The following is a 26,453-nucleotide window of genomic DNA, read 5'->3' as shown; positions in this document are numbered from 1 at the left end:
CCTTTTGCCGCGCCGGTTGGTGTTAAACCGCTCTGGCGCGGCGACGTGAGTCCATTGAGATAAGTATTACCGAAGAGAGGATCAAAAGCGTGCCCAGCCAGTCTGGCAGGGTAAAGGTAATACCTAACAGCAGCAGGGACAGCAATGCGCTGCTCAACGGTTCCGCGCAGCTTAAAATGCTCGCTTTCGGTCCACCAATCATCTGCGCGCCTTTCAGGTACAGGCTAAACGTCAGCGACGTGCCGATGACCACCAGATAGAAAAACGCCAGAATCAAACTGCCATTCACCACGAAATTAGTGCCCTGTCCGGCATAAAACGGCAGCAGGATCATCCCGCCGATTAACATACTCCAGCCGACAACTGGCAGCGTGCCGTAGCGCGCGATAAGCGTTGAGGGGTAGGTGGTGTAGAACGCGGCGGCAAACGCCGAGGCAATTCCCCAGAACAGCGCGGCAGGTGAGATAGACAGCGACGTCGGGTTACCGTGGGTGACCAGCAAGAAGGTGCCGATAAGCGATGTGAAGATCGCAGTCAGCACTAAAATCCCCGGTCGTGCTTTGCGCACCACGGAAAACCACGCCACGATTATGGTCGGTGACAAAAATTGCAGCACCGTCGCGGTGGCGGCGTTGGATTTTTCAATAGTCAGCAGAAAGGTTAGCTGTACGGTGAGCGCCCCAACCACGGAAAAAATCAGCAGGCTGATGGCGTCTTTGCGGTTTTTGATAATGGAGAACACTTTGTCGCCGTGAACGAAAGAGAGCATCAGCAGAATGAGCCCGGCGAAAATCAGGCGCGTCATGGTCAGAAACTGCGACGACATCTGGCTTTGCTCCATGATGTATTGCGCGCAAACGCCTGAACTTCCCCACAATACGGCGGCAATCAGGACGTTCATCATCCCTCTTCTGGTGGAACTCATCTTTCCCTCGGCATGTTGTTTTGTTTTATTTGTGTGCAGGCATCATAGCAGAGATGGTTGCGATTTCTGCCAGCACATCCGCAATCAGCCAGTCATTAAAGACTTTTACCTCCGGACGCATTACCGCGTGCTGTGGCGTAACAATGTAGTAAGACCACGCCAGAGGCCAGCGGGTGTTGGGATGAAGCTGAACCAGTTGTCCGTCTGTCAGTAACTGCTGCACCAATGCCCTACGCACAATGGCGACACCTTGACCGCTGAGCGCCGCCAGAATCACTGCAGAGGTAGAGTTGATGTGCAATCCACTGTCGCGAACGGCAGGTGCCTGGGTGGCGGTCAGGACATCATTCCAGCCCGGGAAATTGGCACCGGGGTGGGGAGTGTCATCATGGATAAGCTTCTGTGCGGCCAACCATTCTCCACAGGATATTTTATCTACTGGCACAATACGTGGGCTACAAACCAGAACCGCTTCTTCATCCATCAGCCAGGTTTTATTTACCCCAGGCCAGTCGCCTTTACCGCAACGTACGCCCAGATCCGCTTCGCCATAAGCAACATCCATCAGCTTTTCCGTCACGTTCAAGCGTAATTCTATGTTTTCATGCGCTTGTGAGAAACGATTGAGGCGGCTCATCAGCCAGTTCATCACCAGTACCTGAGAGGCCGTGATAATCACCACCGAGCGCGCTCGCCGACCACGTAACTTGTTCAGCCCAGATTCCAGACTATCCAGTCCCTGGGTTATCTCGCGCAACGCGTCCTGTGCTTCGCTGACCAGCGTGAGACGCTCTTTACCTGAACGGGTTCGATGCAGCAGCGGGTGGCCAACCCAGTCTTCCAGCGCACGAACCAGTTGCCCAACGGCAGCCGGAGTTACCCCCAGTTCCTGCGCCGCACCAGTAAAACTGCCGTGGCGGGCTGTGGCCTCAAAAGCGTGTAACCATTTAAGCCGATTAAGCGAGCGCATCAGGTCATTTCCCGTTTTGTGAATATCTTCAGTATATGCCATCGAGATAGATTTTCTTTCTCGTTTCGCTATTTCTTCTCATTCGTCAGCGCCTCAGGGGAGTGGCATTGTTAGCGCATTAACGAATACTTGAAACGAGGCTAGCGATGAACACATTATTTGTCGGCAAAAAACTGTTAGTGGTGGGCGGTACCAGTGGTATCGGATTTGAAACCGCAAAACTGATCCTCCAGGGTGGTGGTCGAGTGGTGCTGGTTGGCAATCGTGCCGAGAAAGCGGAACGGGCCCGTCAGGCGTTGGCGAAACTGGGTGACGTCTCTGTCATTGTGGCGGATCTGATGTCAGAAGCGGGCGTTAAGCAGGTGATGGCAACGGTGAATGCTGAGCACAAAGACATCAACCTGTTAGTAAATGCAGCTGGGGTTTTCTTCCCAAAACCTTTCACTGATCATGAAGTTGAAGATTATGAACTGTACATGAGTCTCAACCGCGCGACGTTTTTTATCACCCGCGATGTCGTGCGTAATATGGTGGCGGCTAACATCCAGGGTGCCATTGTGAATATTGGTTCGATGTGGGCGCAACAAGCAATTGGCGCAACACCTTCTTCAGCGTACTCAATGGCAAAAGCGGGCCTGCATGCATTAACTAAAAATCTGGCCATCGAGCTGGGGGCGAATGGGATCCGCGTCAATGCCGTTTCGCCAGCAGTCGTGCATACACCTATCTATGAAGGATTTATCCCGAAAGAAGACGTACAAGGTGTGATGAGTAGCTTTGACAGCTTCCATCCGATTGGTCGGGTTGGTACGCCGCGTGATGTGGCTGAATCCGTCGCGTTCCTGTTGTCAGACAAAACGCAATGGGTAACTGGCGCCATCTGGGATGTGGATGGCGGTGTTATGGCCGGACGCAATGGCTGATGTAAATCCCCCGCATAGCTGCGGGGGCGCGTCGAGACATTAAGGCTCAATCGGCGTCAGATAATCCAGCCGTAGCGGTTCGGCTAGCAGATCGTTCATTTGTAGAATGAACGCCTGGAAATGTGGCAGAGCGATATGCTCATCCAGACCGGCCTGACCGCGCCAGGATTCGCGCACGTAGAACACATCCGGCGTGTCGCGTAACTGGAACAGGGCATATTCAATATTGCCCGGCTCCCGACGCGTGGGCAGCAGCAGAGCTTGTAGCGCCTGTTTCAGTGCGTCGATTTTCCCCGGTTTGGCTTTCAGTACCGCAATAATTGAAATCACGTCAGAATCAGACATGTTAAAACCCCTCCAGCACAATCTTGCCGACCGAGCGACCGGTTTCAATTTGCGTGTGGGCTTTTTGCAGATTTGCCGCGGTAATCGCGCCAAAATGTTCGCCCAGCGTGGTACGGAGGGTGCTGTCGTCGATCAGCTGCGCCACGCGGGTCAGTAACTGATGCTGCGCAATGATGTCGTGGGTGGTAAACATCGAACGGGTAAACATAAACTCCCAGTGCAGCGAAATGCTTTTGGCCTTCAGCGGGCGCGCATCGAGAGATTGAGGATCGTCAATCAGCGCCAGTTTGCCCTGCGGCGCCAGTGCGGCAATAATTTGCGAATAGTGCTGCTCGGTATTGTTCAGGCTGGCAACGTGCGTCACCTCTTTAATGCCTATCCGTGCCAGCTCTTCCGTCAACGGCTTGCTGTGGTCAATCACATGATGAGCGCCCGCTTCACGTACCCATTTCTGGCTCTGCGGACGTGATGCGGTACCGATGACGGTCATTTTGGTCAGCTTACTGGCCAGTTGTGTCAGAATAGAACCGACGCCGCCAGCCGCGCCAACAATCAATAACACATCATCTTCATTGCCATTTTCCTCAACGCCCAGACGGTCGAACAGCATTTCCCAGGCGGTGATAGCTGTCAGTGGCAGCGCCGCAGCAGAAGCATTATCCAGTGTTTTTGGCTTCAGCGCGGTAATACGTTCATCAACCAGCTGAAATTCACTGTTACTGCCAGCGCGGCCGAGCGCTCCGGCGTACCAGACTTCATCGCCGGGTGCGAACAGGGTGACGGCTTCGCCCACGGACTTCACCACGCCAACGGCGTCCCAGCCCAGCACACGCGGCACATCAGCGTTAAAACCTTCGCGGACCTTGGTATCAACGGGGTTGACGGAAATGGCTTTCACTTCAACCAGCAGATCGTGCCCGGTAGCAACTGGCATGGGCAGGTCAATCTCTTGTAAAAATTCAATGTTATTGCCGTCGGTCGCGGCGCGGGTAATGGCGATGGCTTTCATGGTCTCTCCGGTCACAGGAATCAGTTGAATAATTTGATGGTAAACCGGTAACAGAACGGGAAAAATAGCCCTACGGCGACAGGACTTATACTCGGGGAGTGAAAATGTTCCGGCTTGAAGATCTCACGTTGTTTGTCCGCGCCGCGGCGCTGAATAGTTTTAGCGATGCCGCGCGCGAAGTCGGCGTTCAGCCTGCTCAGGTCAGTTCTGCTATCAAGCGTCTGGAGTCTACGTTGGCTATCCGCTTGTTCGCCCGCTCTACGCGCAGCCTGCGCCTGACGCCGGAGGGCGAGGTCTGGCTACCCTATGCTCGCCAGATGCTGGACGTAATGCATGCCGGGCTGCAAAAAATTCAGACCCCGGAAGATGAAGTGTCAGGCACGCTGCAAATCGCCGTGCCTTCCGATCTCGGTCGTAACCTGCTGCTACCGGTCTTTCAGTCGTTTCGACGCCGCTATCCCGCGCTGCGCCTGCGGATTTTTTTCTCCGACCAGGTAACGGATGTCTTTAAAGACCCCGTCGATGTTGCGTTTCGCTATGGCAACACCGAAGACGCGTCCTACATTGCGCTGCCGGTTGCACCGGGTAACCGACGCGTGCTGGTGGCATCACCGGAATGGGTTGAGCAAAACGGCGCGCCGCAAAAACTGGATGATTTAACACAGCTCAACGCCATGACTTTCGTATTACGCGGCCGCCTGCACGATCGCTGGACGTTTACGCGCAACGGCGAGGTCAGCAGTGTGCAGGTTAACGGCACCATTATGAGTGACGATGCGGAAGTGATCCGGCGCCTGGCGATTGCCGGAGAAGGTGTGGCGTACAAGTCGTGGCTGGATATCAGCGAGGATGTGCGTGACGGTCGATTACAACTGCTGATGCCGGATTATCAGGGAGAGAAAGTCCCGCTGAATATGATTTGCCCGCATCGGAAGCAGCTTTCAACCGCGGTACGCCTTCTGCACGAGGCGGTGAAGGCGCGGTGTGAAATGCTGGCGCAAAGCTAATAAGCGCTTTACGCCAGAATACTATCGCGTCGTTACTCAGTCTTTTTTCGTTGCATTCGCAAAGAAAATATCAGACTGAATGTCTTTAGTGCGGATGGTAAAGAGCTGATTAGTCAGATCTTCCGTCAGCTTCTCGGCGTCGGCCATGATGCGCAGGTTGAAGTCATTCAGCATCTTATCCGCGGCGGGTTTATCGGTTTTCGCCATCTTCAGATACTCTGCTTCGACCTCTTTTTGCTCCTTCGCCACTTTGTCTTCCCACGCTTTGTAGGCTTTTTTGACGATTGGCGCGAGCTTCGGATAATCGGTCATCGTCAGCGTTTGTAATTTACGATATTTCCAGTAGATAGACTGATCGTCCGCTTTATCGGTACCCATCGTGTAGTTAGCCGGATACGCTTTCAGGCCGCTGTAGTACGGAACGAAGGCGGTGAGGTCAGCCATGCCCAGGCCAATGTAGGTCGTTTCACCAATCTCTTTTGGCAACCACGGACGGACCTGCATAACGTGTGCTTCATAGGTACGGAAAACGCTGACCGGGCGCCATGGCTCTTTGCCGTTCAGACCGTTGGTGTACGGGTCATGGCTGGTCCCTTCATAGTGACTACGCAACACGGCCTTCACATCGTCCAGCGTCATTTTCTTCTCTGGCGTCATGAAGACCGGGAATTCGCGCCCTTTGGCCATATCCTGATTTACGGAAGGATTGAACTCTTTCTGGATGGTCCATACACGAGGGTCGTTATACGTGCGGTCACGCTCGTCATCACGGGTATAGGCTTTGGAGAAGTTGAATTTACCGTCTTTCGCAGGATCGTACAGTCCTTTTTCAGTCGCAAATTGAATCAGGTTTTTTGACGCCATCATGTCCGGATTTTTAGGATCGTAATCCTGTAAGCGGCCCTGATTACCGGTGGCAAAATACTGGTTATTCGGCAGACGCTGCGCCATCCACTGGTGGCCGCTACCGGTTTCCAGGTACCAGATCTCGTTATCGTCGATGACGGCAACGCCAAAACCTTCGCCTGCGCCGACGGTCTCAACGATATGGCCCAACAGCGCCACAGCTTCACGTGCGGTTTTACTTTGTGACAGCAGAATATCCGGGATATCGTCTTCGGTGATCCCTTTATCCTCAACGTACGGGTCGGCGGCCAGTGCTTTCGGTGAGGCAAAAATGGATTCTGTACCGCTCACACCGACACCCAGCTCGTTAAATCCGGTCGCGCCGTGCAGTTGGGTTTTCCAGTTTGGGACAGTGGTATAACGCAGAGAGTTTTTCGGCAGTGGCCAGGTAAAATCATTCGCACCATTATGTGCTTTGGTGCTGTATACCCCGGTCTGATTTTGCTTTGCCGGATGAATGACAAAATGCTGTGCTTTCAGAGCATCGCTGTCTGCGCTACGGGCGACCAGCATGGAGCCGTCCGCTGATGCTTCGTTGCCGACCAGCAGGGTCGTACAAGCAAAACCTGATGAAACAACGGCCAAATTTATAGAAAGTGCAATCAGGCACTTTTTAAAAGTAAACATTACGTATCCCTCATATGTACGCCAAAAATACACCGGAAACACACCGTTTCCTGAAATGCGATAACGCCTGAACGCTCAGACATTGCTCGCGAGAGAGATAAACGCCCCTGCCCACGTCTTCTCCAAATATCCATCCGTAGGTTGAAGTCTTCTGGGCAAAATATAACGCCCATTTCGCTTAATTATTACGCAACGGATATTATGATATTCAGGATGTTTCCTGATTCGCGATGAAGAATAGCAATGGGTTATGTGTGGATTCAGTGACCCATGTCGCGTAAGTCAATGATGACAAATGTGAATTTCATTGAGGGGCCGTGCTTTTTGTTTCCGGATATGACGTTACCTTTTGCGGCAATACAGCGAGGGCACATTGGAGCTGGCAAAAATCCATGCACCTTTATACTCCTCCATGACCAGGCTCAGGCTTCGTCCGCTTTGGCGGTAAAATCCAGGTAATGTGTCGTTAATATCCGCTTCATCAGCGGTGTCAGCGAAGGTTTTGACGACCTGCATCGCCTGTAGCACTCGGGCATCGCGCTTTTGGGTGTAGTTAAAATAGATGTTCCTGCTAATGTCTGAGGTATTACGCCCGTACAGTTTGCCGGTAATAGTGGCCAGGCCTTCACTGTTGTACATCCGAAACGATAACGTACCCGTAAAGCGGTTGCTGCCAATATTCCATTCAATGTTACCGATGCAATTCAGCGGTTTGTCGGCATAGCGTGAATGCCATAACCATCCGCCTGAACCGAGCACAGTAACCAGCCCGGCCACGAGCACTATAAGGTGGCGTGTTTTTTTCATTGCCCGCGCATCCAGTAATAATGAGTAGTACAAAATGCGTTAGCATCCACCCGTGCATCTTTATCACAGACAAATGCCACGATCCTTTCCGCTTTGCTGTAACCGGTAAGAAACACGTGCTTGTTGTTTTCACAGAGATAGGGATGTAACTGCATCAGATTGAAATAGCCTTGCTGGTCGTGTTCATTTGGTGAGTAATAGATTTTGCAATTTTGCCGCGATGGCGTCTGCATGGAAGCCTGGACAAATTTACTAAACGGCATAACAGGGCGCGTTTGATACCACACCAGCCAGATGATCAACGTGGCAATCACGACACTGGCGCTAAATAAAACCTCAAACCAGGGTATCTGCGTCGTTTGTTGTGGTGTCGAAGGAATTATCTTTGCGGGGGGGATTTCTTCAATAACCGGCGGCGGGGAAACTTCACTCAGTTGAAGCGTTATTGTCTCTACTTGCGTATTCTCATTTAATCTGAGCCCGCGTCGGGAAATAGTTTTCACCGTATCACGAGGCAACCCCACGTCCGCCAGCGCGTTTCGTAGCGTCAGAATAGCCTGGTAAAATGTGTTGGTGGTGGTCACATTATTTCTTTCACCCCAACCAATTGTCATCAACGTGTTCTGGGAAACAATGTCACTTGCGTGAGTAATTAAATAGAGAAAACAGAGCGAGGCAGGGAGCTGGAGCTGAATTGCTCGCCCGGTATGACGATTGACCAGACTTTTGCTATCAGGATTAAATTCGACCAACTGATTGATAAGGTACAATTGCCCAGCCCTCAGTAACCAAAACGAATCACAGCGTGTGCTAACGCATCCTTTAAATTTTACATCCAAATCGAAAATGCGCCTCACTCTTTGTTCATGAACGAAGATAAGAATTTCACCAATTCATTAAAACCTCTTTAAATACAATATGTTAGCGATCTTATTTCTTAGGTGAGAATTAACTAAGGTTAAATAATGAGAATTCATTACAGTTTTATCTGAATTATCTTTATATTTGTCCACAACATGACAAGGGTGATTGAGTTATCAGAATTACGTAATTAGTAAGTAACTTTTACGCAGGTTATTTTTTAGCAAATAGTGCTTTTTTACTGTTTATCCTGGAATCTGAATTTATGCATAAAATTCCTAATGCATAGGTTGTTATTCTGAGATAAAGCGTAAATAAGCTTAGCGCAATCGTATTACTCACAGACCATACATATTAGTGCATCAGGAGTTTATTACATTTTATTAGCGCCACTGTTATTAGCTGACAAGGAACGTACTACGTGTTGGATTGACACATTTATTTACCAATGAAATATTTATGGAAAAATAACAGGAGTCATTTTTGATGAAGAGATCACCGTCACAGACTGTTCGTTGCATAAGCTGTGAATTATCCTGTCAATTATTTCCGGATACTGCGGTTCGCGCCAGTTACTGCCACCGTGCCGCTTTTGCGATCTGGCCTGAGGGGAATGGTTTTCTGCAAAAAGGAATTATTGAAAAGCTTCTGCTTAATAATCAAAACCATTTGTCGCGTGGGTTTATTTTTGTGGACTTTTCTTTCCCGAATCTGCGCCTGTTTGCCGACCCGCAATGGGTTGACCGGCTTGCCTACAGCGGTATGCATATTGTGTTGATAGCAGACAGGAACCTGGCGCCGTTAGCCAACTACTGGCTGTCCAAAAGCAATAAAATCCAAGGGATTATATATTCTGATGATGATGACGAAGTTCAACATCAGAAAATTAGGCGACTCTTTACGGGTCATCTCGCTAACAGCAAACGTGGACGCTCACTTAACTATACTGAAATGATATTACTGAAGCGTTTTGTGTCAGGGAAAAGTATTCAGCAAATTACCAAAATAGATAATATCGATATTAAGAAAATATATGTCTACAAGCTCAGGCTTGAAGATAAGTTAGGCCATAGTATTCATCAAATATTGTCGAATATTTTATAACGTATTTTTGAATTTTATTATTTCACATCCTTGCGATGTGGTGGACGCTCTACGCCTGAAAGCAGGAGGCTAATATGCCAAATCCCAAATCTTATTCTCGTATTGCCATAGCGGTTTCAGCCGCATTAACCTCTATGGTATTTTCAGCTCAAGCGGCATGGGTTGACGTTGATAGTCTACCCTCCACCGGACTGGTTAGCAGTCTGCCCCCGGAATTGCAGGCAATAATTCCAGCGCAGGCAAATGCCAGTTTCGCTAAAACCAGCGCCATGCCGAATTATGTTTATCAATGGAGTGCGGGCACTATTCCCGTTTATGGCAATGGATTAACGATTAATGGACCCGGCGCTGAAGCTTTTGAGCACTCTGTTACCGTTATTCAGAACAGTACAACGGGTAGTCCGGGCGTTATTTTTGGGGACGACCTGACGATTCGCACGCAGTCGAAGAATGCCGCCAATAATGGTAAAGATGTTGACGGTATCCGCACGCACGGGGCCAATACGCCGGATAACCCGGTCTTTATCATCACCGGGGATCGCACCAGTATTTATGTGGACGGTCAGGATGGTGACGGTATTAACGCCGGTTACAACTCCTATAGCCAGGGTTGGAAGGGCTCGGCCAGCATTTACGTCGGTGACGATCTGTATATTCAGACCACCGGTTCCCAGGGACGTGGTATCACAGCAAACGCGATGAAAGACGCCACGCAGGCCAAAAATACAATTGTCGTTGGCGACCGGGCACACATTGTGACGACAGGTGACAGTTCAGAGGGTCTTCGCACCGGGCAGAACGGTTCCTCGATACTGCTTGGCAATGACGCCACCATTGAGACTTCGGGTGCTTCTTCAACGGGGATTTATGCCGCCTCATCGTCCAAAACGGAACTGGGCAACAACGCGACGATTACGGTCAACGGCGTCAGCGCTCATGCGGTTTATTCCACCAACGCGACCGTGAATCTCGGTGAAAACGCAACGATCAACGTGAACAGTTCGGCGAAAGCGGCGTCATACAGCAAAGCGCCACGCGGCCTGTATGCGACTTCACGCGGGGCGATAAACCTGGCAGGCGGTGCCGCCATTACCATGGCGGGCGATCACAGCAACGAAAGTTATGCCATCAGTACTGAAACGGGCGGCATCGTAGACGGTTCTACTGGCGGGCGTTTTCTTATCGACGGCGATCTTCATGCCGCTGGCGCGACTGCTGCAACCAGCAGCCTGCCGCAGCAAAACAGTACCATTAAGCTCAACATGACCGACAACTCGTTGTGGAGCGGGGCGTCATACATCACCAGCGCCACTGCCGGGACGGGCGTTATCTCGCTGCAAATGAGCGACGCGACCTGGAACATGACTAACAGCTCAACGCTCACCGACCTGACGCTGAACGGCGGGTCAGTGGTGAACTTTGGGCATGCTGACGGCGAACCGTGGCAGACGCTTACCATCAATGAAGATTTTACCGGGAACGGCGGCAAACTGGTTTTCAATACTGTCCTGAATGACGATACCTCCGAAACCGACAAGCTGAAAGTGCTCGGCAACACCGCGGGTAATGCGTTTGTGGCGGTGAATAACATTGGCGGAACTGGGGCGCAGACCATTGAAGGTATTGAGATCATCGAAGTGGCCGGTAATTCTGACGGTACTTTTGAGAAAGCGGGCCGTATTGTTGCCGGAGCGTACGACTATAACGTGGTGCAGAAAGGCAGTAACTGGTATCTGACCAGCTTTATTCCTGCTCCGCCGGATCCGGAAGACCCGGACCCCGTCGATCCGCATGACCCGGACCCTGTTGATCCGGACCCGGTTGACCCTATTGATCCAGACCCGGTCGATCCTGTAGACCCGATTATCCCTGAGCCGGAAGAACCTGTTGCGCCTCCTGTCACTGAGCAGCAATACCGTCCGGAAGCAGGCAGTTATCTGGCGAACAACTATGCGGCTAACACGCTGTTTATGACCCGACTGCACGATCGTCTGGGTGAAACGCAGTACGTCGATATGCTGACAGGCGAGAAGAAAGTTACCAGCCTGTGGATGCGTAACGTTGGGGCGCATACCCGCTTCAAAGACGGTAGCGGGCAGTTGAAAACCCAAAGCAACAGCTATGTAATGCAGCTAGGCGGCGACCTGGCGCAGTGGAGTAGCGACGGTCTTGACCGCTGGCACCTTGGCGCGATGGCAGGTTATGCCAACAGCCAGAACCGCACGCAGTCCAGCCTGACCGGCTACCATTCACGTGGTCAGGTCACCGGTTACAGCGTGGGGCTGTATGGCACATGGTATGCCAATGACGCCGACAAGACCGGCACCTACGTGGATACCTGGGCGCTGTACAACTGGTTTGATAACAAAGTGATGGGCCAGGAGCAGGCAGCAGAGAAATACAAATCCAGCGGGATAACCGCTTCGGTTGAAGCCGGTTACAGCTTCAAACTGGGTGAAAGCGAACGCAACAGCTACTGGCTGCAACCGAAAGCGCAGGTGGTGTGGATGGACGTGCAGGCCGACAGCCATCGCGAAGCGAACGGGACCCGCGTGAAGGATGACAACGATGGCAACCTGATGACTCGCCTGGGCGTGAAAGCCTTTATCAACGGCCATAACGCCATCGATGACGGTAAATCTCGCGAGTTCCAGCCGTTTGTTGAAGCCAACTGGATCCACAACACGCAGACGACCAGTGTGAAGATGGACGATGTGAGCAATGACATGCGCGGCACCAAAAACATCGGCGAGCTGAAAGTCGGCGTTGAAGGTCAAATCACTCCGCGCCTCAATGTGTGGAGCAACGTGGCCCAACAGGTCGGCGATAAAGGTTACAGCGATACCCGCGGTATGCTCGGCGTAAAATATAACTTCTGATGTAATACAGTAATGTAAAAGCCGCTGATTAACCGATCGGCGGCTTTATTTTTTCTGGGAATCGTAGGCCGGATAAGCATAAGCGCCATCCGGCATTAAGGTAGCGGGCTACAAACGTTGTCCCAGAAGTTTTGTTGGTACTCGGCTTTGGTGTAAGACTGCCAGTACAACAATATTTGTGTCTTGTGCACTGTAGTAAATCATATGGCTAACATAAGGAAAGCTGTAAATATCTTCACCAAAATCATCAATTCGATGATGCCCCATGTCTGGCATTTCAGCTAACTGAGAGAGAACGCCCCGTAATTTTCTAAGATAATCCCTGGACTGTTTAGCGCCCCAATTTCTTGATGTGTAATCACGGATTTCAATAATATCGCGCTGTGCTTCTCCAGTAAGTTTGTAACTCACTTTTTATCCTTTGTGTTGATCCATCAACTCATCAAAAAAAGCATCACCATCAACAATATTGCCCAAATGAATATCGTTTTGAGCACGCTGAATTTTGGCCTTCAGTAACTGGAGCTTCATGGCTTCCATTTGTTCATAGTCCTCAATGGAAACGACGACTGCAACAGGTTTACCGTTACGGTTAATTTGCACAGGTTCTCGCTGCGCTTTAAGTAGCATATCGCCAAACTGGGTTTTGGCTTCATTTGCCGTAAGAGTATGCATATTGCCACCATTTCGCATGAATCGTTCGATTCGTTCATTATAGTCGATATCTTTCTGGGGGTCACTATGAGGTGGGTGGTCAGACAAAGGGTATTGTGAAAGTAGGCCGGATAAGCGCAAGTGCCATCCGGCACCAGGTGAGCATGTAAGTGTCACTTACATGATTCTAGAGAGCTATTGATCCGGAAATCTAATCTTTCCCTTCCCAATGAACTATCCGGAATTTCCGGATAGTTCATTTTCTATCAAATCCAGTTCAGTTGAGTAGGCCGGATAAGCGCAAGCGCCATCCGGCACCAAGTAAACCTGTAAGTACCGCTTGCAGGTTCAGCCGTGCTTCACTGGAGAGTCGCCAATGTGCTCTCGATTCTGTTCAGCTTCTGATGTGCCTCATTCAACTCATCCTGCAACCGTTGCTCCTGCTCGCCATAGACCATCAGGACGATACAGCCATTCATCACTTTTACGGTAATCTGTTGCCCGGTATCAAACCCCGCTTCGCGTAGCCACTTGCCGGAAAGAATAATTTTGGGTGTGGATTTGTCGAAAACATTCGGGCGGTATCCCACAATTACCGAACGCTCGGTTCCGGATTGGTCGGTGTCTGGGGTAGAATGCGAATCAGCCATAATCAACTCCTTGATAGTTGATGAGGTTAGCTCTCGTCGGGTACTGCGAATACCAGGCGAGGGCGTTATAAATCAGGTCGTCAGATATAAAAGGTACGTACCTGGTTGGTGGTATACTGCTCTTATAGGTACGTGCATGTCAACAGCTAAACGCGATCCAAATCAGTCTAAATCCGGAAAAGCACCAACTTTCCAGATTCGCATCACACCCGAGTTAAAGGCGCAGTTCGAGGCTGCGGCAAAGGCCGAAGGGATGAGTTTGGGGAATTGGCTCAAAACTTTAGGGAGAAAGGAGTTGGAACGGTTAGGTATTGAGCCACAGGATAAATAGTGAATAGATTAATTGCCCTGTCTTGCGGGAATATTTATAATTTCCATTTTTAGGGCATTTTCTCCTGAGAATATTGCAGCCAATCCCTGTCTAATTTTTAATTTATCGTTTTCTATTGCCCCGTGGGCCATAGGTGAATATATGGCTGTTTGTAATTGAACTCGCTCAAAATCATAGCCAATATCTTTAGCTATCTCTGATAGCAAGTCTAGAAAAAGATTGTTGCTTGTTTGGTTCCATATGGTGCCAGATGCATTATCATTATCAGGGTAAGATGTATTTAAATGTGCAAAGTAAAGTTTCCACGAAGATAATACCTTACTTTCAGAATCGCTTCTCTTGGTTCTTCCTCTTTTTATTTTTCCGTAAAATGCTAAGTCGATCATATTTAATGCGCGAACATGTTCATTAGACAGTCGAGAGTTCTGAGATCGAGTAGCCATAAGTTGTTTGAATATATCAATTTTTAATGATTTTTTCTGAGAATATCTTTCTATAAATTTCTGTGTCTGAATGGCTAATAATGGGCTAATTACAGTAGCAGCAATGGCCATGATCGTAAGGGCTGTGCTCATATGGGATTCTCGTTAATCATAAATGAAAATAGATATTGTGGGCGAGAATTATAAAAGCATGCATATGCTGAGAATATATGGCAAATGGCTGGGATGATATGAGAATTTTGGCGGAAGATCACAGGAGTTCGATATGTAGTTTAATTTCATGTATTTATTGGGATTTTAATATTTACATTCTATTTTTTATACACATCTCTATACACATTTGCTGGACTGACAAACTATCTATTGATAAGTCACCAGTGACAGACCTCAGAAAAAAACTTTTTTTTAGAAAAACTGTTCACACTGTTCACTGTGTATTTTTGTTCGTTGAAATCATTATGTTACACGGTGAATGGTTGGTGAACAGTGAACACTTTACTGTTCACTTTTGCCGTTTTGCAGGTAAAAAAAGACCGGCGATTGCCGGTCAGGGTAGGTTATTTCGTTATGGGGTTATCACATTTCGGCAACCAGTCGGCGTTGCTTTCCTCTCTTAGCGTGAGATTGGTTTGTATGCCCTGATTTTTTCGGCGCTTCTCATAATTTAGCCCGTACTCTTTCAGCATGGCTGGCAACCCCTTACCGAACATAGTCAGGCTCAGGGTATTCCTGTAGCCGTGGGCTTCCATATACGCCAGATAGGCATGATACAGATACAGGCGCGGCTGACGCGGAATGATGTTTGCATTGCCAATATACATACCCTCAGGCTCCGGCAGTGCTTCAAGGTAACCACAAAAATCAAATGTCGGGTCGGCATCACGTTTAATACTGAGCGCCTCGTCGGAGTTCTGCTGTGACTGGAGCAGTGCGCGGGCGGTCATCGGGTCGCTGAACCTCTGCATTAGCTGGCGCACAATCACGGCCAGCTCGCGGGCGATTTTGTTCTTGAGCTGCGGGTCGCGCTCTTCCGGGGCAATCTGCTCCGGGAAATGCAGGATCACCCGGCGACGGGAAACGCCGCCGCTGCGGTCGGTAAAGCGCATCGGGTTATTGTTCACGGCCAGAATCACCGCCGGAATATGAGTGGAATACGCATCCTTGTATTTCGGGTCGACCGATACAGCATCACCGCCAGTGATGGCCTTAAGTCCTGCCCCGTCACCGCTCCATTTTTCCTGGTCAGGCAGACGGATAAGCGAGAAACCAATCAGTGCGGCACGTTCACGCGGTGATTCCAGCGTTTCGATGGTCGCCGACGTGGCGTTATCTTCCCCGGCGAGCATCGTTGCAATTTCGGCCAGAATACTTTTCCCGCTCCCTCCCGGCCCGGTCACCTCAAGAAAGAGCTGCCAGTCGTAGCGGTTCGCCAGCACCATAAACAGCGCGGCCAGAATCACGTCGCGTTTTTCCGGTCTGCCACCGGCGGCGCGGTCGAGCCAGCGCCAGAAATCCGGGGCGTGAGTTTCCAGCGTTTCACCCTCGACCGGCGGGGTAAAATCGACATCACAGAGCGTGCGCAGCCAGTGTGATTTATGGTGAGGGTTGAATGTGCCGGTGGCGGTATCGAGTACGCCGTTGCGAAAGCCAATCAGACGCCGTGCCGGGGCGTCCTGCTGCGGAATAATCAGTTTCAGGGTCTCCACCACTGAGGCAATTTTCCCCGACGAGAACGGGGCGCGCAGTCGCTGGAACAACCCGGCCACGTCGCGGGCAAAATCCGATGGCGGAATGATTTTCCATATCCCGGCCTCATAGCGGGACAGGAGCTGGCCGTTCGCATCCACGGCCAGCGCTTCACCGTAATGTTCATGCACCCGCATTGCCTTTTCACTGGTGCTCATGGCGGTAAATTCCGCCTCACTCATGGTAGTGAAAGGACTGTCAGCCGGTGGCTGGATGGCGTCATAAATCGCTTTCCGCGTGGCCTCCTCTCCTTTCTCTATAAACGCATCATTCCAGTCACCGAACACCGGCGGCAGGGCGACAATGCCTTCACAGGCTTCTGCGGCCGCCGCGGCTTTGTTCTGGCCGTCACCGTTAAGGTCACGGTCGGCGGCGAGCACAATCTGACAGGCCGGGTGTTTCTGACGGGCAAGGCTCGCCAGAGAAAGGAGGTTCACGGACGACAGCGCCACCATAACGGTTTCGCCGGTCAGGTGATGCACGGTGAGCGCGGTCGCATAACCCTCCGCTATCCACAGGCGTTTTCCGGCCTGTTTTTTCCCTTCGATGGTATGGCTCGCTCCTTTTACCGCCCCGCCTTTCAGGGTGCGTTTGAGACCGTCAGAATTAATAAGCTGAACGTTAACCAGTGCCCCGGCATCGTCATACAGCGGGACAACCATATCACCGGCGCGGAACGTCACGCCGCCGGTTTTGTGTGTGGCCGTCAGCATGACACACTCATGACCGGGGAATCCCTTGCGGGTGAGGTAGGCGTTGCCGCTGGCCGTGCGGGTTTTCTCCATGAGCTTAACGGCCAGCCCGGCCGCCGCTTTGCGGTCAGCATCGGTTTCAGCTTCTGCGGCCGCAATCACTTCCGGGGCGACCGGCGACAGATTTCCGGTGACGGCATTCACCTTTTGGGCGGCCTCGGAGGCAGATACATCGAATACCTTCTCAATCAGTTTCAGTCCGTCACCCGCGCCGCACTGGTTACAGAACCACGTCCCGCGCCCCTCTTTGTCATCGAAGCGGAAGCGGTCAGAGCCGCCGCACACCGGGCAGGACTGATGGCGGTTTTTAATCACCTTCACACCCAGCGCCGGGAGGATACGCGGCCAGTGGCCGCACGCCTGTTTTACGGTTTCCGTTACGTTCATTTTCATGGTTATTTTCTCCCTCAGTGCAATACAGGCGATGTGATATGACGGGCGCAAAGTTCATCCATCACCGCGAGCCCGAGAAAGGACAGTGAGGGCGCGGCCTTGAGTGGTCCGGCTTCCATTAAATCTTCCAGCAGTGCGCAGGCAATCTGACGGCCTTTTTCCTCACCGTGCTGACGCAGATAGAAACCCTCCAGCTCGGCGGCAATGGCGCTTTCCAGTGCATCGAGGGTGAGGTAGGGATAGCGGTGCTGACGCTCGCATACCGTCAGCCATGCACAGGCCACGGCGCGACGATACAGCGCGGCGCGTAATACGGGTGGTAATGGCTTTTTCATACGTTACCCTCCCCGGTCAGCCACTGCTGATTGCAGCGTTCGACAACGCCGTCGAGCTGGGCGGTCATGAGGTAAATCACGGAGGTGAGCTGTAAGTGCTGCGCCGGGTCACGACGAACGGTGGCGCAGTCCTGTACCTGCATCAGGTCGCCGACGAGCTGGCCGATGTTGCGCATGTGCTCAAGGCATTCGAGGTCACGGGCGGTAATGGTGGTGTGTTTCATGCGCACACCTCCGCAACCGGCAGACGGCCAGCAAACGAGAGGACGTAATCGCGAACGAGGGAAAGACGTGCGGCGTGTTCATCACCGGCAACGGTGCGAAGCATACAGATACGGGGTTTACGGTCTGCACGACGAACGCCGGCAAACACAAAGACAAACTGCGGGTGTGACGGGGTGAGGGTCGTAGCCATAGCGGCAATCTCCAATAAGTAGCGGTTATCGCCACCACCAGAGCTGCAAATCTCATGGGTGGTAGCCCGGACGGGGTTTGCAGTACCGGCCTTATTGGAAACCGGCCAGCCCGAGGGCTGCCCCGCCCGGACCACCATTATCTGACAGGAGCCACGGTGTAAGCACCACAGCCCGAAAAATAGGTGTGTCTGAGCAACGACATAAAAAAACACGCTCGGCGCGTGTTGTGTCGCCAATAAGTTACACGGGCTGCAAATCCCGGCTGCCGATTTTGCGACAGCGGGAAAACTATACCTGGAAACGACGAAAAGAAGCAAGCCAGAAAAAGGGGCTGTTTGCTGAACGGTCATCATCATGCGTCATAGCCCCGGTTGCGTTCGGCAATGCGGTCAGTCATCCATGCGGTGATTTCAGACTGCGCCCACGCCACGTTTTTTCCGCCCAGGCTGATTTGTTTCGGGAAAGCCTCGCGGCTGATGAGGTCGTAAATGGTTGACCGGGACAGGCCGCACAGATGCATCACTTCAGGCAGGCGGATAAAGCGCTCCTGAACGGCATCAGAGACCGGCATCAGCGGCGCGGCAGGGGCAGAAGACGGGGAAGAAAAAGCAGTGTGCATCGGGCTACCTCACAAAGTCCATACAGTGCCGGTCGTGTCCGTCCGGCTTCGGGTAGCTCTCTATTTTGTGAATATTTTCCTTCAGAGCAACAAGTCATTTTGTAGTGCTTCACCACACAACAGAGCGATTTTTGAACAATGGCAAATGCTGGCAAACAGATGCAAATCAATGCATTACATTGCAGCAACTTTAATTACTTTCACTTATATATTTCCTCATAATTAATCGGAAAAAAGACTAAATCCGACAACCCAGGCAAAAAGCAAAAGGTGAATAGTAGTGAACAGTCGGTGAACAGTTATACCCCCAACTATTCACCCTTTATCTTGCTGTATTACTTATCTTTTTCTTTTCAGTGAACAGTAGTGAATAGTTATAAGTAAAAAAACAAACGGTGAGTAGGGTTTTCCTGAGACCTTTCTCTGGCCAGCCGGGTTTTAAGGTTTGTTTGTACCATTTTTGCCACAACGGCAATGAATCGTGTTGTTGTGTCCGGCGCGGCAGAATCTCCTCAGATTGAAACGAAGAGGAGACCCGACATGACTCATACCGATGTTATTCCCGACTACCTTAAACCTGCAATGGAACGGCTTGAGACGGCCAGAGAGGAACATCTCATTAATGCCCGACACATGGATGAAACCACGGCGGCCATCAGCCAGGTGAAAGCACAAAAAAAGGAACTGGAGCAGGAAAACGGCAATGATTCCGGCGCATGGCGCGCCGCCTTTCGTGCCGGTGGTGCTGTCATTACCGATGAGCTGAAACAACGCCATCTGGCGCGCGTGGCACGGCGGGAACTGGCGCAGGAATGTGACAGCATGAACGAGGTACTATCTTTTGAGCTGGACAGACTCAAAGGAGCCTGTGACCGCACGGCCAGAGCATACCGTCAGGCACATCACGGCGTCCTCAGTCAGTATGCAGAGCATGAACTTGATGCAGCCCTGCGTGAAAGCTGCGGTGCCCTCATCAGAGCAATGAAACTCAACATACTGGTTCTGAATAATCCGCTTGCTAATACGACCGGGCATCAGGGATATATCGAACCGGAAAAAGTTGTGATGCAGCAGGTGAAAGCATGGCTTGAACAGGCCGTAAAGGACTGCAATATCCGTCTGACCGATGAACCGGTGCTGTTTAAAACAGGGCTGTCGGCTTCCACACTGCCGCATATGGAACATGACGTTGCGACCACGCCCGGTCAGCGAAAAGTCTGGCAGGAAAAAATGTGGGAACGTGAAGCTGACCTGAAAGCACGGGGGTTATTGTCATGATGCGCTGCCCTTTCTGCCGCACAGCGGCACACGTTCGCACCAGCCGCTATATGTCTGAGAGCGTCAAAGAGAGTTACCTGCAGTGCCAGAATGTGCACTGCTCGGCGACATTCAAAACGCATGAGTCCATCTTTGAAGTGATACGTTCGCCGGTCGTCGATGAGAAACCCGCGCCGGTGCCGACAGCCCCCATGGCACCCCGTCGGGTAAAAGGCTGCTACAGCTCGCCGTTCCGCCATTAATCAGGAGAGACAACCCGTGACCACTCTGACCTTACAGCAGGCCTATGACGCCTGTCAGACGAACAAAACCGCGTGGCTGAACCGTAAAACCGAACTGGCCGCCGCAATGCAGGAATATCAGGAATTATTGCTGGATGACAATGTATCAGGCTCCCGCAGATTACAGATGCTGCGTGACCTGATTGACGTAAAAAAATGGGAAGTTAATCAGGCCGCCGGTCGCTACATCTTCTCGCATGAGGAGGTGCAGCGCATCAGCATCCGTAACCGGCTGCATGATTTTATGCAGCAGAACGGCGCAGAGCTGGCCGCCGCACTGGCACCGGAGCTGATGGGGATTAAAAACCAGCCCGCGATGATAAAAAATCGCGCGCTTGACCGTTCAGTCTCTTACCTGAGAGAAGCTCTTTCCGTCTGGCTGACCGTTGAAAATGAAATTAATTATTCTGCACAGGATAAAGATATTTTAACGGCCATCGGATACAGGCCTGACGCGCCTTCGCGGGATGATAATCGTGAAAAATTCACCCCTGCACAGAACATGATTTACACCCGTCGACGCGCCGAACTGGCCGCGCAGTAGCCTGTCAAAAAATCCCCGTAAATCCCGCTATTTTTAACGAAATAAGCCATGCATCCATAAGGTGCATGGTTTTGCATGCGTTTTTTCGTTCCGGCATGACAGACCAGCGCCAGTCGTGGCGCGGCCTGAGACCACCTTTGCACCTGCATTAAAAGCGGCCCATTAAGCGGGCAGGCGTGGCGGGGAGAGCATTGCGCGCGAGCACGCTGATTAATTTTTTAATTATCGAAGCACACCACATCGACAGTATATGCTTAAAACAAAAATGTAGGATAAATGGTTTTAGAAAATAAATATTAGATTTTATGGGGGGTAAAAAAAGAGTCTGTTCAATTCTTAATTAATAATCAAGAGGCAAAACTAATTATTTAGTGTTCAACCGATTTAGATTGCTATGTGTTTTTATAAGTAATAATAGGTTCAGCATTTACATGCTAAGATTTGGTTTTGCAAAGTTGTTTTCGTGAAAAAAAACCGCTGTTAAGCGGCTTTCATGGTGTAACTAGTCATGACCTTTATTATAACTGCTCTTACTCTAAATATTTATCAACCTTCTTCTGTAACCAATCAATAGTTATCTCAAACAAACCCATATCGTCATCACTGACATCATTGGCATGAGCGTCACCTCTTGTTGAGTTTATAATGGTCATATATTGAGAGAATTTACTTTTTTCATTGTTGAAAACTTTTTCAAAATCAGACCAGTTTTTTTCAATTACTTTCCTTAAATCCTCGAAATATAGTTTGGATTTGAATATTTCACTGAATTTTAACAATGAAAGGCTCTTTTGCCTATCGGGTGGAGATATAATGGCTAAAAATATCTCTTTGGCCTTCTCGGGGCTGTGTTTATATTTTAATGAATGACTTATAAGCTGCCTTAAGTCAGTTTCAAGTTTATTTCTTCCTTCACAAAGACGATGCCATTTTTCTTCTCTGGTTGTTGGCATCAGTCGGATGCGACTCTGAGTGTTTATATATGACGCAATGGTTTTAATTGTGAAGTGAAAATTTTCAGCATCACGTTTTACAAGGCCATAACCAATTAAATGCTCTACTAGTTTTTCTGACATGCCGAAAAATTCGGTAAATGTTTTTTGGTCTCCTGCTGCCAGATATTCAATGAGTTGGTATTCATCAGGATATCGTTCACGTAAAACAGTTATGATAAGGTCTAGATAATCAACAATGCTATTATTTATCTCTTCTCTTTTTCTCTCATATTCATATTTGGTTATAGAAATGCTTTTTAACCCTTTCTTTTCTTTGAATAAATGGCTGCAAACTTGTCTTATTATAAATGGGTGCCCTCCGAAATCATCTGTTAGATAGGTATAAATTTCGTCATCAAAACTCATCCCCATATAATTTCCGATTGTACTCACCATTTCCTTTACCTCATTTGCGTCAAAAAAAGGAAGATACGAAGGGGAGATAAATCTATATATAGGATTGTCGTAGGTGTTGACTATCGGAGTTTCAATTGAAATCGGATTGACACCTGAAATCATAACGGAAAAAAGATCTTGTCTTTTTTGAAATAATGATCGTAAAGCTTGCCAGAAATAGATAAAATCTAAACTCTCTTTCCAATGAATAGTTGGGGATAATGTGAATGTTATGTTTTCAATTTCATCTAAAGCAATTAACAAACGCTTGCCTTTAAAATGGTTATATATTGATTCAATGTCTCTTTCGAAGCATATAGAGGCATTTTTTTCTGTGTAGTCGTCTTCGCTTGAAAGTTTAAGATGTTTCGGTAGTGAGTATTTTTTTGAAATATCGTTTACGATGAAGAATAAGCATTCATTCCATCTGCGCATGTGAAATGATGTTTCAGAACAATCCAAATAAACATTTGGCTCGTTCCTTACATCCATCATTCTCAATATTGCATAAATAACAGATGTTTTGCCAATTCGCCTTAATCCAAATAAGGAGCTACATTGGCCTGTTTGATATTTTCCGTATAAAGATTGTATTGCTTCATGACGCCCAAAGAAATACGTGTCTGTTTTTAGAGGGGTTTCATAAGAGAAAAGGTCTCGTTCATAAAAACTTTTCTTTAGTCGGTTTACTTGTAATTCACTTGAGTCTGGATTATTAATGAGTTCATCGTAAGTAAAGGGTACTATTATTCTTGACTCTTTGTCCTGTAAAATAATACCTTGTACTTTTTCTGAAACTTGATCATCTTTACTAACGATAAAAACACATAATTTATCTAATCTATTTTGATAATCACCCATTAATTTATCAACAAAATCAAGGCATCTCGGCATAAAATGTGACGAAGGAGTTATTAAAACCAATACCTCACGAGAGAAGTGAAATTGTTCTGAAATTTCCCGGGTAGGTTTTGCAAAGAAAAAATGATACTCACTGTTTTTGAAGTTTGCTGACTTGAAAAAAGTCACAAACCAAATTTGTGAAACAGCTTCAATTATTTTTTTCTCATTCTGGCTTCTAGTTTCAATATTTAGTGTTGATAAAATACCCGGTTTATCGAAACTTTGAGTGCTGTGTTGCATTATTACCCCTTTTATTAATACAAGTAATTAGAGTACCATTCTAACATTTGTCTTCTGCTTTCAAGATACGAGGCATGGTTATATACACCTCTTATGATATTTTTATCAGCATGAGCTAGCTGCATTTCTATCCAGTTACTATCAAAACCTTGTTCATGCAATATTGTCGACATCGTGTGTCGAAAACCGTGACCTGTCGCACGTCCTTTATAGCCCAGCAGTTCAATTACTTGTGACACACTTTCTTTAGAGATCGGTTTGCTACGGTTGTTCCTGCCAATAAAAATATAAGGGTAGTGACCAGTAATAGGCTTGAGTTGCTTGAAGAGGTCGATTACCTGAGTAGACAAAGGAACGATATGAGGCCTACGCATTTTCATCCGTTCAGCAGGGATTTCCCATATACCTTTCTCAAGATCAACCTCATCCCACGTGGCAAAGCGCATCTCCTGCGTTCTTACACCAGTCAGCATGACTATCTTCGTAGCATTTTTGGTGATGATGCTACCGGTATACGCTTCGAGATCTCGAATAAAATGAGGCAATTCTTCGGCAGATAGAAATGGATGATGTTTTTGCTTAGGAACGGCCAGAGCGATGGCTAAATCAGGAGCAGGATTGTATTCAGCGCGACCAGTTATGATTGCGTAGCGATAAACCTCACCGCACCTCTGACGCACCTTACGTGTTTTCTCTAGCGCTCCACGCTTCTCTATCCTCCGTAGCACCTCAAGCAGTTCCAGCGGTTTAATCTCATTTATAGGGCGCTTACCAATGAACGGGAAAACATCTTGCTCAAATGTTTTGATGATTTCTTCGCGGTAGGCCACTGTCCAGCGATCGGCTTTGTTAGTGTGCCATTCTCGACATATGGCTTCGAATGAATTCTCTGTTGAGAGTTGCTGTGCCAGCTTTTGGGCTTTACGTTCTTCTACTGGGTCTATGCCGCTTGCTACCTGCTTACGAGCTGTATCGCGTTTCTCACGTGCTTCTGCGAGGCTCACAAGGTCGTAGCGGCCAAATGACATTAGCCGTGCTTTACCGGCAAAACGAAAGCGGAAGCGCCAGCCCTTTGAGCCGTCTGGATTGATGAGTAATGACAGGCCTTGTCCATCGTTCAATGTGTAGGGCTTGTCTTGGGGCTTTGCTCGTTTGATTTGTATGTCTGTAAGTGCCATGTGTATAAGTCAAAAATGTGTATAAAAAATCTATACATATCACTATACATATTTTTCATGGATTCAGGGAGAAGTTGTCGGACTGTTACGGATGAGTAATTTGATATGTCTATTGAAAATAAAGGATTTTTTAGATGTTCTCGGATGGGTATGGAGGAACTTTGGCGGAAGATCACAGGAGTCGAACCTGCCCGGGACCGCTGGCGGCCCCAACTGGATTTGAAGTCCAGCCACCTCACCGGAGATGACGATCTTCCGCGCCTCGATTGCTACATGGAGGCGGGGCGCATTATAGCTACTTCCAAACGTTTCCACACCCCCTCACTCACTTTTTTAACTTCCGTTTCTCCATACCATGACCAGTTTCAAATAAATCCCCGCAAAATCCATTACTTACACTTAGACACATTTTTTGACGCTACTCTGATCACAGAAAACAAGAATCGTAATTTGATAACGAGATATCGGAATACCCGCGCTCACAGGGATGGTTTACAAGAACTGTAACCGGTATCAGTGCGTGTGAAAGTGCTAACAAGGATGCGTAATGAAAAGTGAGATTTTGTCCGTTAAAGAGAAGATTGGCTACGGCATGGGCGATGCCGCCAGCCACATCATCTTTGATAACGTTATGTTATATATGATGTTCTTCTATACCGATATTTTTGGTATCCCGGCCGGTTTTGTCGGCACGATGTTCTTACTGGCTCGCGCGCTGGATGCTATCTCAGACCCTTGCATGGGACTGCTCGCCGACCGCACCCGTTCACGCTGGGGAAAATTCCGCCCATGGGTGCTGTTTGGCGCTCTGCCATTTGGTCTGGTCTGTGTGCTCGCCTACAGCACGCCGGATCTCAGCCTGCACGGCAAAATGATTTATGCCGCAATCACTTACACGCTGCTGACCCTGCTTTATACCGTGGTAAATATTCCCTACTGCGCGTTGGGCGGAGTGATAACCAATGACCCAACGCAGCGTATCTCCCTGCAGTCATGGCGCTTTGTGCTGGCGACGGCGGGCGGCATGCTCTCCACCGTGCTGATGATGCCGCTAGTGAATCTGATTGGCGGTGAAAATAAAGCGCTGGGCTTCCAGGGCGGGATTGCCGTGCTCTCGGTTGTGGCGTTCCTGATGCTGGCGTTTTGCTTCTTTACTACCAAAGAACGTGTGGAAGCGCCGCCGAGCAGCAACTCAATGCGTGAAGACCTGCGCGACATCTGGCAGAACGACCAATGGCGTATCGTCGGCCTGCTGACCATCCTCAACATCCTTGCCGTCTGCGTTCGCGGCGGGGCGATGATGTATTACGTCACCTGGATTCTGGGTACCCCGGAAGTGTTTGTCGCCTTCCTCACCACCTATTGCGTCGGCAATCTTATCGGCTCTGCGCTGGCAAAACCGCTGACTGACTGGAAATGCAAAGTCAGCATCTTCTGGTGGACGAACGCCCTGCTGGCGGTCGTCAGTCTGGCAATGTTCTTTGTTCCGATGCACGCAAATCTCACCATGTTCGCCTTCATCTTCGTGATTGGCGTACTGCATCAGCTCGTGACGCCAATCCAGTGGGTGATGATGTCTGACACCGTTGATTACGGCGAGTGGTGTAACGGAAAACGTCTGACGGGGATCAGCTTCGCGGGCACGCTGTTCGTGCTCAAGCTGGGTCTGGCGCTCGGCGGGGCGATGATCGGCTGGATGCTGGCGGGCGGCGGTTACGATGCCGCAGCGAAAACCCAGAACAGCGCCACCATTAGCATCATTATCGCATTGTTCACGATTGTCCCGGCTATTTGTTACCTGTTGAGTGCCGTGATTGCCAAACGCTTCTATACCCTGGAAACGCCGTATCTGACGGAAATCATGAGTCAGCTGGCTCAGGGTGCGCACCGCAATCAGCAGGATTTTTCGACGAAAGAATTACAGAACTAAGGAACC

At 49.5% G+C, this 26,453-nt stretch carries 27 protein-coding genes and 1 tRNA gene; 9 read left to right on the top strand and 19 right to left on the bottom strand.

The window, feature by feature from the left end:
- Positions 1 to 22: 22 nt before the first annotated feature.
- Positions 23 to 925, bottom strand: a complete 903-nt coding sequence (locus ACHHZ7_RS12895) for a carboxylate/amino acid/amine transporter (protein WP_003827166.1) — start codon at positions 923 to 925, stop codon at positions 23 to 25.
- Positions 926 to 950: 25 nt separating this feature from the next.
- Positions 951 to 1,895 carry a LysR substrate-binding domain-containing protein gene (locus ACHHZ7_RS12890; RefSeq protein WP_060683765.1) on the bottom strand — a complete coding sequence of 315 codons (945 nt, stop codon included), beginning with the start codon at positions 1,893 to 1,895 and terminating at the stop codon, positions 951 to 953.
- 146 nt (positions 1,896 to 2,041) lie between these two features.
- On the opposite strand from ACHHZ7_RS12890, the gene ACHHZ7_RS12885 reads away from it, so the two are divergent.
- On the top strand, positions 2,042 to 2,818 hold the full coding sequence (locus ACHHZ7_RS12885) for an SDR family NAD(P)-dependent oxidoreductase (protein WP_060682986.1): 777 nt from the start codon (positions 2,042 to 2,044) through the stop codon (positions 2,816 to 2,818).
- A 39-nt stretch (positions 2,819 to 2,857) separates the two neighbouring features.
- Here ACHHZ7_RS12885 and ACHHZ7_RS12880 read toward each other — a convergent pair whose 3' ends face one another.
- Positions 2,858 to 3,148 carry a putative quinol monooxygenase gene (locus ACHHZ7_RS12880; RefSeq protein ID WP_162623446.1) on the bottom strand — a complete coding sequence of 97 codons (291 nt, stop codon included), beginning with the start codon at positions 3,146 to 3,148 and terminating at the stop codon, positions 2,858 to 2,860.
- Positions 3,149 to 3,164: 16 nt separating this feature from the next.
- Positions 3,165 to 4,172, bottom strand: coding sequence for a zinc-binding alcohol dehydrogenase family protein (locus ACHHZ7_RS12875; RefSeq protein ID WP_060682985.1), 1,008 nt, complete (start codon positions 4,170 to 4,172; stop codon positions 3,165 to 3,167).
- A 104-nt stretch (positions 4,173 to 4,276) separates the two neighbouring features.
- Between ACHHZ7_RS12875 and ACHHZ7_RS12870 the strand changes: the two genes are divergently transcribed.
- Complete coding sequence (locus ACHHZ7_RS12870) at positions 4,277 to 5,179, top strand: LysR family transcriptional regulator (protein ID WP_395149118.1); 903 nt, start codon at positions 4,277 to 4,279, stop codon at positions 5,177 to 5,179.
- 36 nt (positions 5,180 to 5,215) lie between these two features.
- Here ACHHZ7_RS12870 and ACHHZ7_RS12865 read toward each other — a convergent pair whose 3' ends face one another.
- From ACHHZ7_RS12865 to ACHHZ7_RS12855, 3 genes are all read right to left on the bottom strand, one after another.
- Positions 5,216 to 6,712, bottom strand: coding sequence for a C69 family dipeptidase (locus ACHHZ7_RS12865; RefSeq protein ID WP_060682984.1), 1,497 nt, complete (start codon positions 6,710 to 6,712; stop codon positions 5,216 to 5,218).
- 342 nt (positions 6,713 to 7,054) lie between these two features.
- Positions 7,055 to 7,519, bottom strand: a complete 465-nt coding sequence (locus ACHHZ7_RS12860; RefSeq protein WP_032945411.1) for a hypothetical protein — start codon at positions 7,517 to 7,519, stop codon at positions 7,055 to 7,057.
- On the bottom strand, positions 7,516 to 8,289 hold the full coding sequence (locus tag ACHHZ7_RS12855; RefSeq protein ID WP_060682983.1) for a transcriptional regulator: 774 nt from the start codon (positions 8,287 to 8,289) through the stop codon (positions 7,516 to 7,518). Before ACHHZ7_RS12855 ends, ACHHZ7_RS12860 begins: the two co-directional genes overlap by 4 nt.
- Positions 8,290 to 8,866: 577 nt before the next feature.
- On the opposite strand from ACHHZ7_RS12855, the gene ACHHZ7_RS12850 reads away from it, so the two are divergent.
- On the top strand, positions 8,867 to 9,484 hold the full coding sequence (locus ACHHZ7_RS12850; RefSeq protein WP_032945410.1) for a helix-turn-helix transcriptional regulator: 618 nt from the start codon (positions 8,867 to 8,869) through the stop codon (positions 9,482 to 9,484).
- Between the two features lie 74 nt (positions 9,485 to 9,558).
- Entirely contained in the window at positions 9,559 to 12,363 is a 2,805-nt protein-coding gene (gene misL, locus ACHHZ7_RS12845) for an intestinal colonization autotransporter adhesin MisL (RefSeq protein ID WP_060682982.1), read from the top strand.
- Between the two features lie 108 nt (positions 12,364 to 12,471).
- Here the strand turns inward: misL and ACHHZ7_RS12840 are convergent, their stop codons facing one another.
- From ACHHZ7_RS12840 to ACHHZ7_RS12830, 3 genes are all read right to left on the bottom strand, one after another.
- A complete protein-coding gene (locus ACHHZ7_RS12840) occupies positions 12,472 to 12,774 on the bottom strand; it encodes a type II toxin-antitoxin system RelE/ParE family toxin (RefSeq protein ID WP_071845242.1) in 303 nt (100 codons plus the stop codon).
- A 3-nt stretch (positions 12,775 to 12,777) separates the two neighbouring features.
- Positions 12,778 to 13,038 carry a type II toxin-antitoxin system Phd/YefM family antitoxin gene (locus ACHHZ7_RS12835; protein WP_008786497.1) on the bottom strand — a complete coding sequence of 87 codons (261 nt, stop codon included), beginning with the start codon at positions 13,036 to 13,038 and terminating at the stop codon, positions 12,778 to 12,780.
- Between the two features lie 338 nt (positions 13,039 to 13,376).
- Positions 13,377 to 13,667 carry a SymE family type I addiction module toxin gene (locus ACHHZ7_RS12830; RefSeq protein WP_060682981.1) on the bottom strand — a complete coding sequence of 97 codons (291 nt, stop codon included), beginning with the start codon at positions 13,665 to 13,667 and terminating at the stop codon, positions 13,377 to 13,379.
- A 136-nt stretch (positions 13,668 to 13,803) separates the two neighbouring features.
- Here ACHHZ7_RS12830 and ACHHZ7_RS12825 point away from each other — a divergent pair, with 136 nt between their 5' ends.
- Complete coding sequence (locus tag ACHHZ7_RS12825) at positions 13,804 to 13,998, top strand: toxin-antitoxin system HicB family antitoxin (protein ID WP_008786495.1); 195 nt, start codon at positions 13,804 to 13,806, stop codon at positions 13,996 to 13,998.
- Between the two features lie 8 nt (positions 13,999 to 14,006).
- Here the strand turns inward: ACHHZ7_RS12825 and ACHHZ7_RS12820 are convergent, their stop codons facing one another.
- From ACHHZ7_RS12820 to ACHHZ7_RS12795, 6 genes are all read right to left on the bottom strand, one after another.
- The gene (locus tag ACHHZ7_RS12820) at positions 14,007 to 14,573 is read right to left on the bottom strand and encodes a DUF6680 family protein (protein WP_060682980.1); all 567 of its coding nucleotides are present in this window, start codon (positions 14,571 to 14,573) and stop codon (positions 14,007 to 14,009) included.
- A gap of 425 nt (positions 14,574 to 14,998) precedes the next feature.
- Positions 14,999 to 17,332 carry a primase-helicase zinc-binding domain-containing protein gene (locus ACHHZ7_RS12815; RefSeq protein WP_060682979.1) on the bottom strand — a complete coding sequence of 778 codons (2,334 nt, stop codon included), beginning with the start codon at positions 17,330 to 17,332 and terminating at the stop codon, positions 14,999 to 15,001.
- A gap of 14 nt (positions 17,333 to 17,346) precedes the next feature.
- A complete protein-coding gene (locus ACHHZ7_RS12810) occupies positions 17,347 to 17,667 on the bottom strand; it encodes a DUF5375 domain-containing protein (RefSeq protein WP_021563885.1) in 321 nt (106 codons plus the stop codon).
- Entirely contained in the window at positions 17,664 to 17,891 is a 228-nt protein-coding gene (locus ACHHZ7_RS12805; protein ID WP_003827205.1) for a hypothetical protein, read from the bottom strand. The genes ACHHZ7_RS12810 and ACHHZ7_RS12805 overlap by 4 nt, the downstream gene beginning before the upstream one ends.
- Positions 17,888 to 18,439: a host cell division inhibitor Icd-like protein gene (locus tag ACHHZ7_RS12800; protein ID WP_024228213.1), complete on the bottom strand. Its 552-nt coding sequence runs from the start codon at positions 18,437 to 18,439 to the stop codon at positions 17,888 to 17,890. Before ACHHZ7_RS12800 ends, ACHHZ7_RS12805 begins: the two co-directional genes overlap by 4 nt.
- Positions 18,436 to 18,702 carry an AlpA family transcriptional regulator gene (locus ACHHZ7_RS12795; protein WP_003827209.1) on the bottom strand — a complete coding sequence of 89 codons (267 nt, stop codon included), beginning with the start codon at positions 18,700 to 18,702 and terminating at the stop codon, positions 18,436 to 18,438. The genes ACHHZ7_RS12800 and ACHHZ7_RS12795 overlap by 4 nt, the downstream gene beginning before the upstream one ends.
- A gap of 540 nt (positions 18,703 to 19,242) precedes the next feature.
- On the opposite strand from ACHHZ7_RS12795, the gene ACHHZ7_RS12790 reads away from it, so the two are divergent.
- The 3 genes from ACHHZ7_RS12790 to ACHHZ7_RS12780 are packed head-to-tail and all read left to right on the top strand — an operon-like array spanning position 19,243 to position 20,805.
- Positions 19,243 to 19,980, top strand: a complete 738-nt coding sequence (locus ACHHZ7_RS12790; RefSeq protein WP_060682977.1) for a hypothetical protein — start codon at positions 19,243 to 19,245, stop codon at positions 19,978 to 19,980.
- Complete coding sequence (locus ACHHZ7_RS12785; RefSeq protein WP_003827212.1) at positions 19,977 to 20,222, top strand: ogr/Delta-like zinc finger family protein; 246 nt, start codon at positions 19,977 to 19,979, stop codon at positions 20,220 to 20,222. The genes ACHHZ7_RS12790 and ACHHZ7_RS12785 overlap by 4 nt, the downstream gene beginning before the upstream one ends.
- 16 nt (positions 20,223 to 20,238) lie before the next feature.
- Complete coding sequence (locus tag ACHHZ7_RS12780; protein WP_003827213.1) at positions 20,239 to 20,805, top strand: phage polarity suppression protein; 567 nt, start codon at positions 20,239 to 20,241, stop codon at positions 20,803 to 20,805.
- Between the two features lie 530 nt (positions 20,806 to 21,335).
- On the opposite strand, the gene ACHHZ7_RS12775 is transcribed toward ACHHZ7_RS12780, so the two are convergent.
- The 3 genes from ACHHZ7_RS12775 to ACHHZ7_RS12765 form a co-directional block, all read right to left on the bottom strand.
- Positions 21,336 to 23,339: an AAA-like domain-containing protein gene (locus ACHHZ7_RS12775; RefSeq protein ID WP_060682976.1), complete on the bottom strand. Its 2,004-nt coding sequence runs from the start codon at positions 23,337 to 23,339 to the stop codon at positions 21,336 to 21,338.
- 14 nt (positions 23,340 to 23,353) lie between these two features.
- Entirely contained in the window at positions 23,354 to 24,517 is a 1,164-nt protein-coding gene (locus ACHHZ7_RS12770) for an integrase arm-type DNA-binding domain-containing protein (protein WP_060682975.1), read from the bottom strand.
- A gap of 162 nt (positions 24,518 to 24,679) precedes the next feature.
- Positions 24,680 to 24,774, bottom strand: a tRNA-Sec gene (locus tag ACHHZ7_RS12765).
- Between the two features lie 290 nt (positions 24,775 to 25,064).
- On the opposite strand from ACHHZ7_RS12765, the gene ACHHZ7_RS12760 reads away from it, so the two are divergent.
- The gene (locus tag ACHHZ7_RS12760) at positions 25,065 to 26,447 is read left to right on the top strand and encodes a glycoside-pentoside-hexuronide family transporter (RefSeq protein WP_060682974.1); all 1,383 of its coding nucleotides are present in this window, start codon (positions 25,065 to 25,067) and stop codon (positions 26,445 to 26,447) included.
- The last annotated feature ends 6 nt before the right edge of the window (positions 26,448 to 26,453 follow it).

Source organism: Citrobacter freundii complex sp. 2024EL-00216 (assembly GCF_043945515.1).
In the GTDB taxonomy this organism is placed as follows: domain Bacteria; phylum Pseudomonadota; class Gammaproteobacteria; order Enterobacterales; family Enterobacteriaceae; genus Citrobacter; species Citrobacter portucalensis.
Note: the sequence above shows the minus strand (reverse complement) of the source record. Positions and strands in the feature narration are given on the sequence as shown.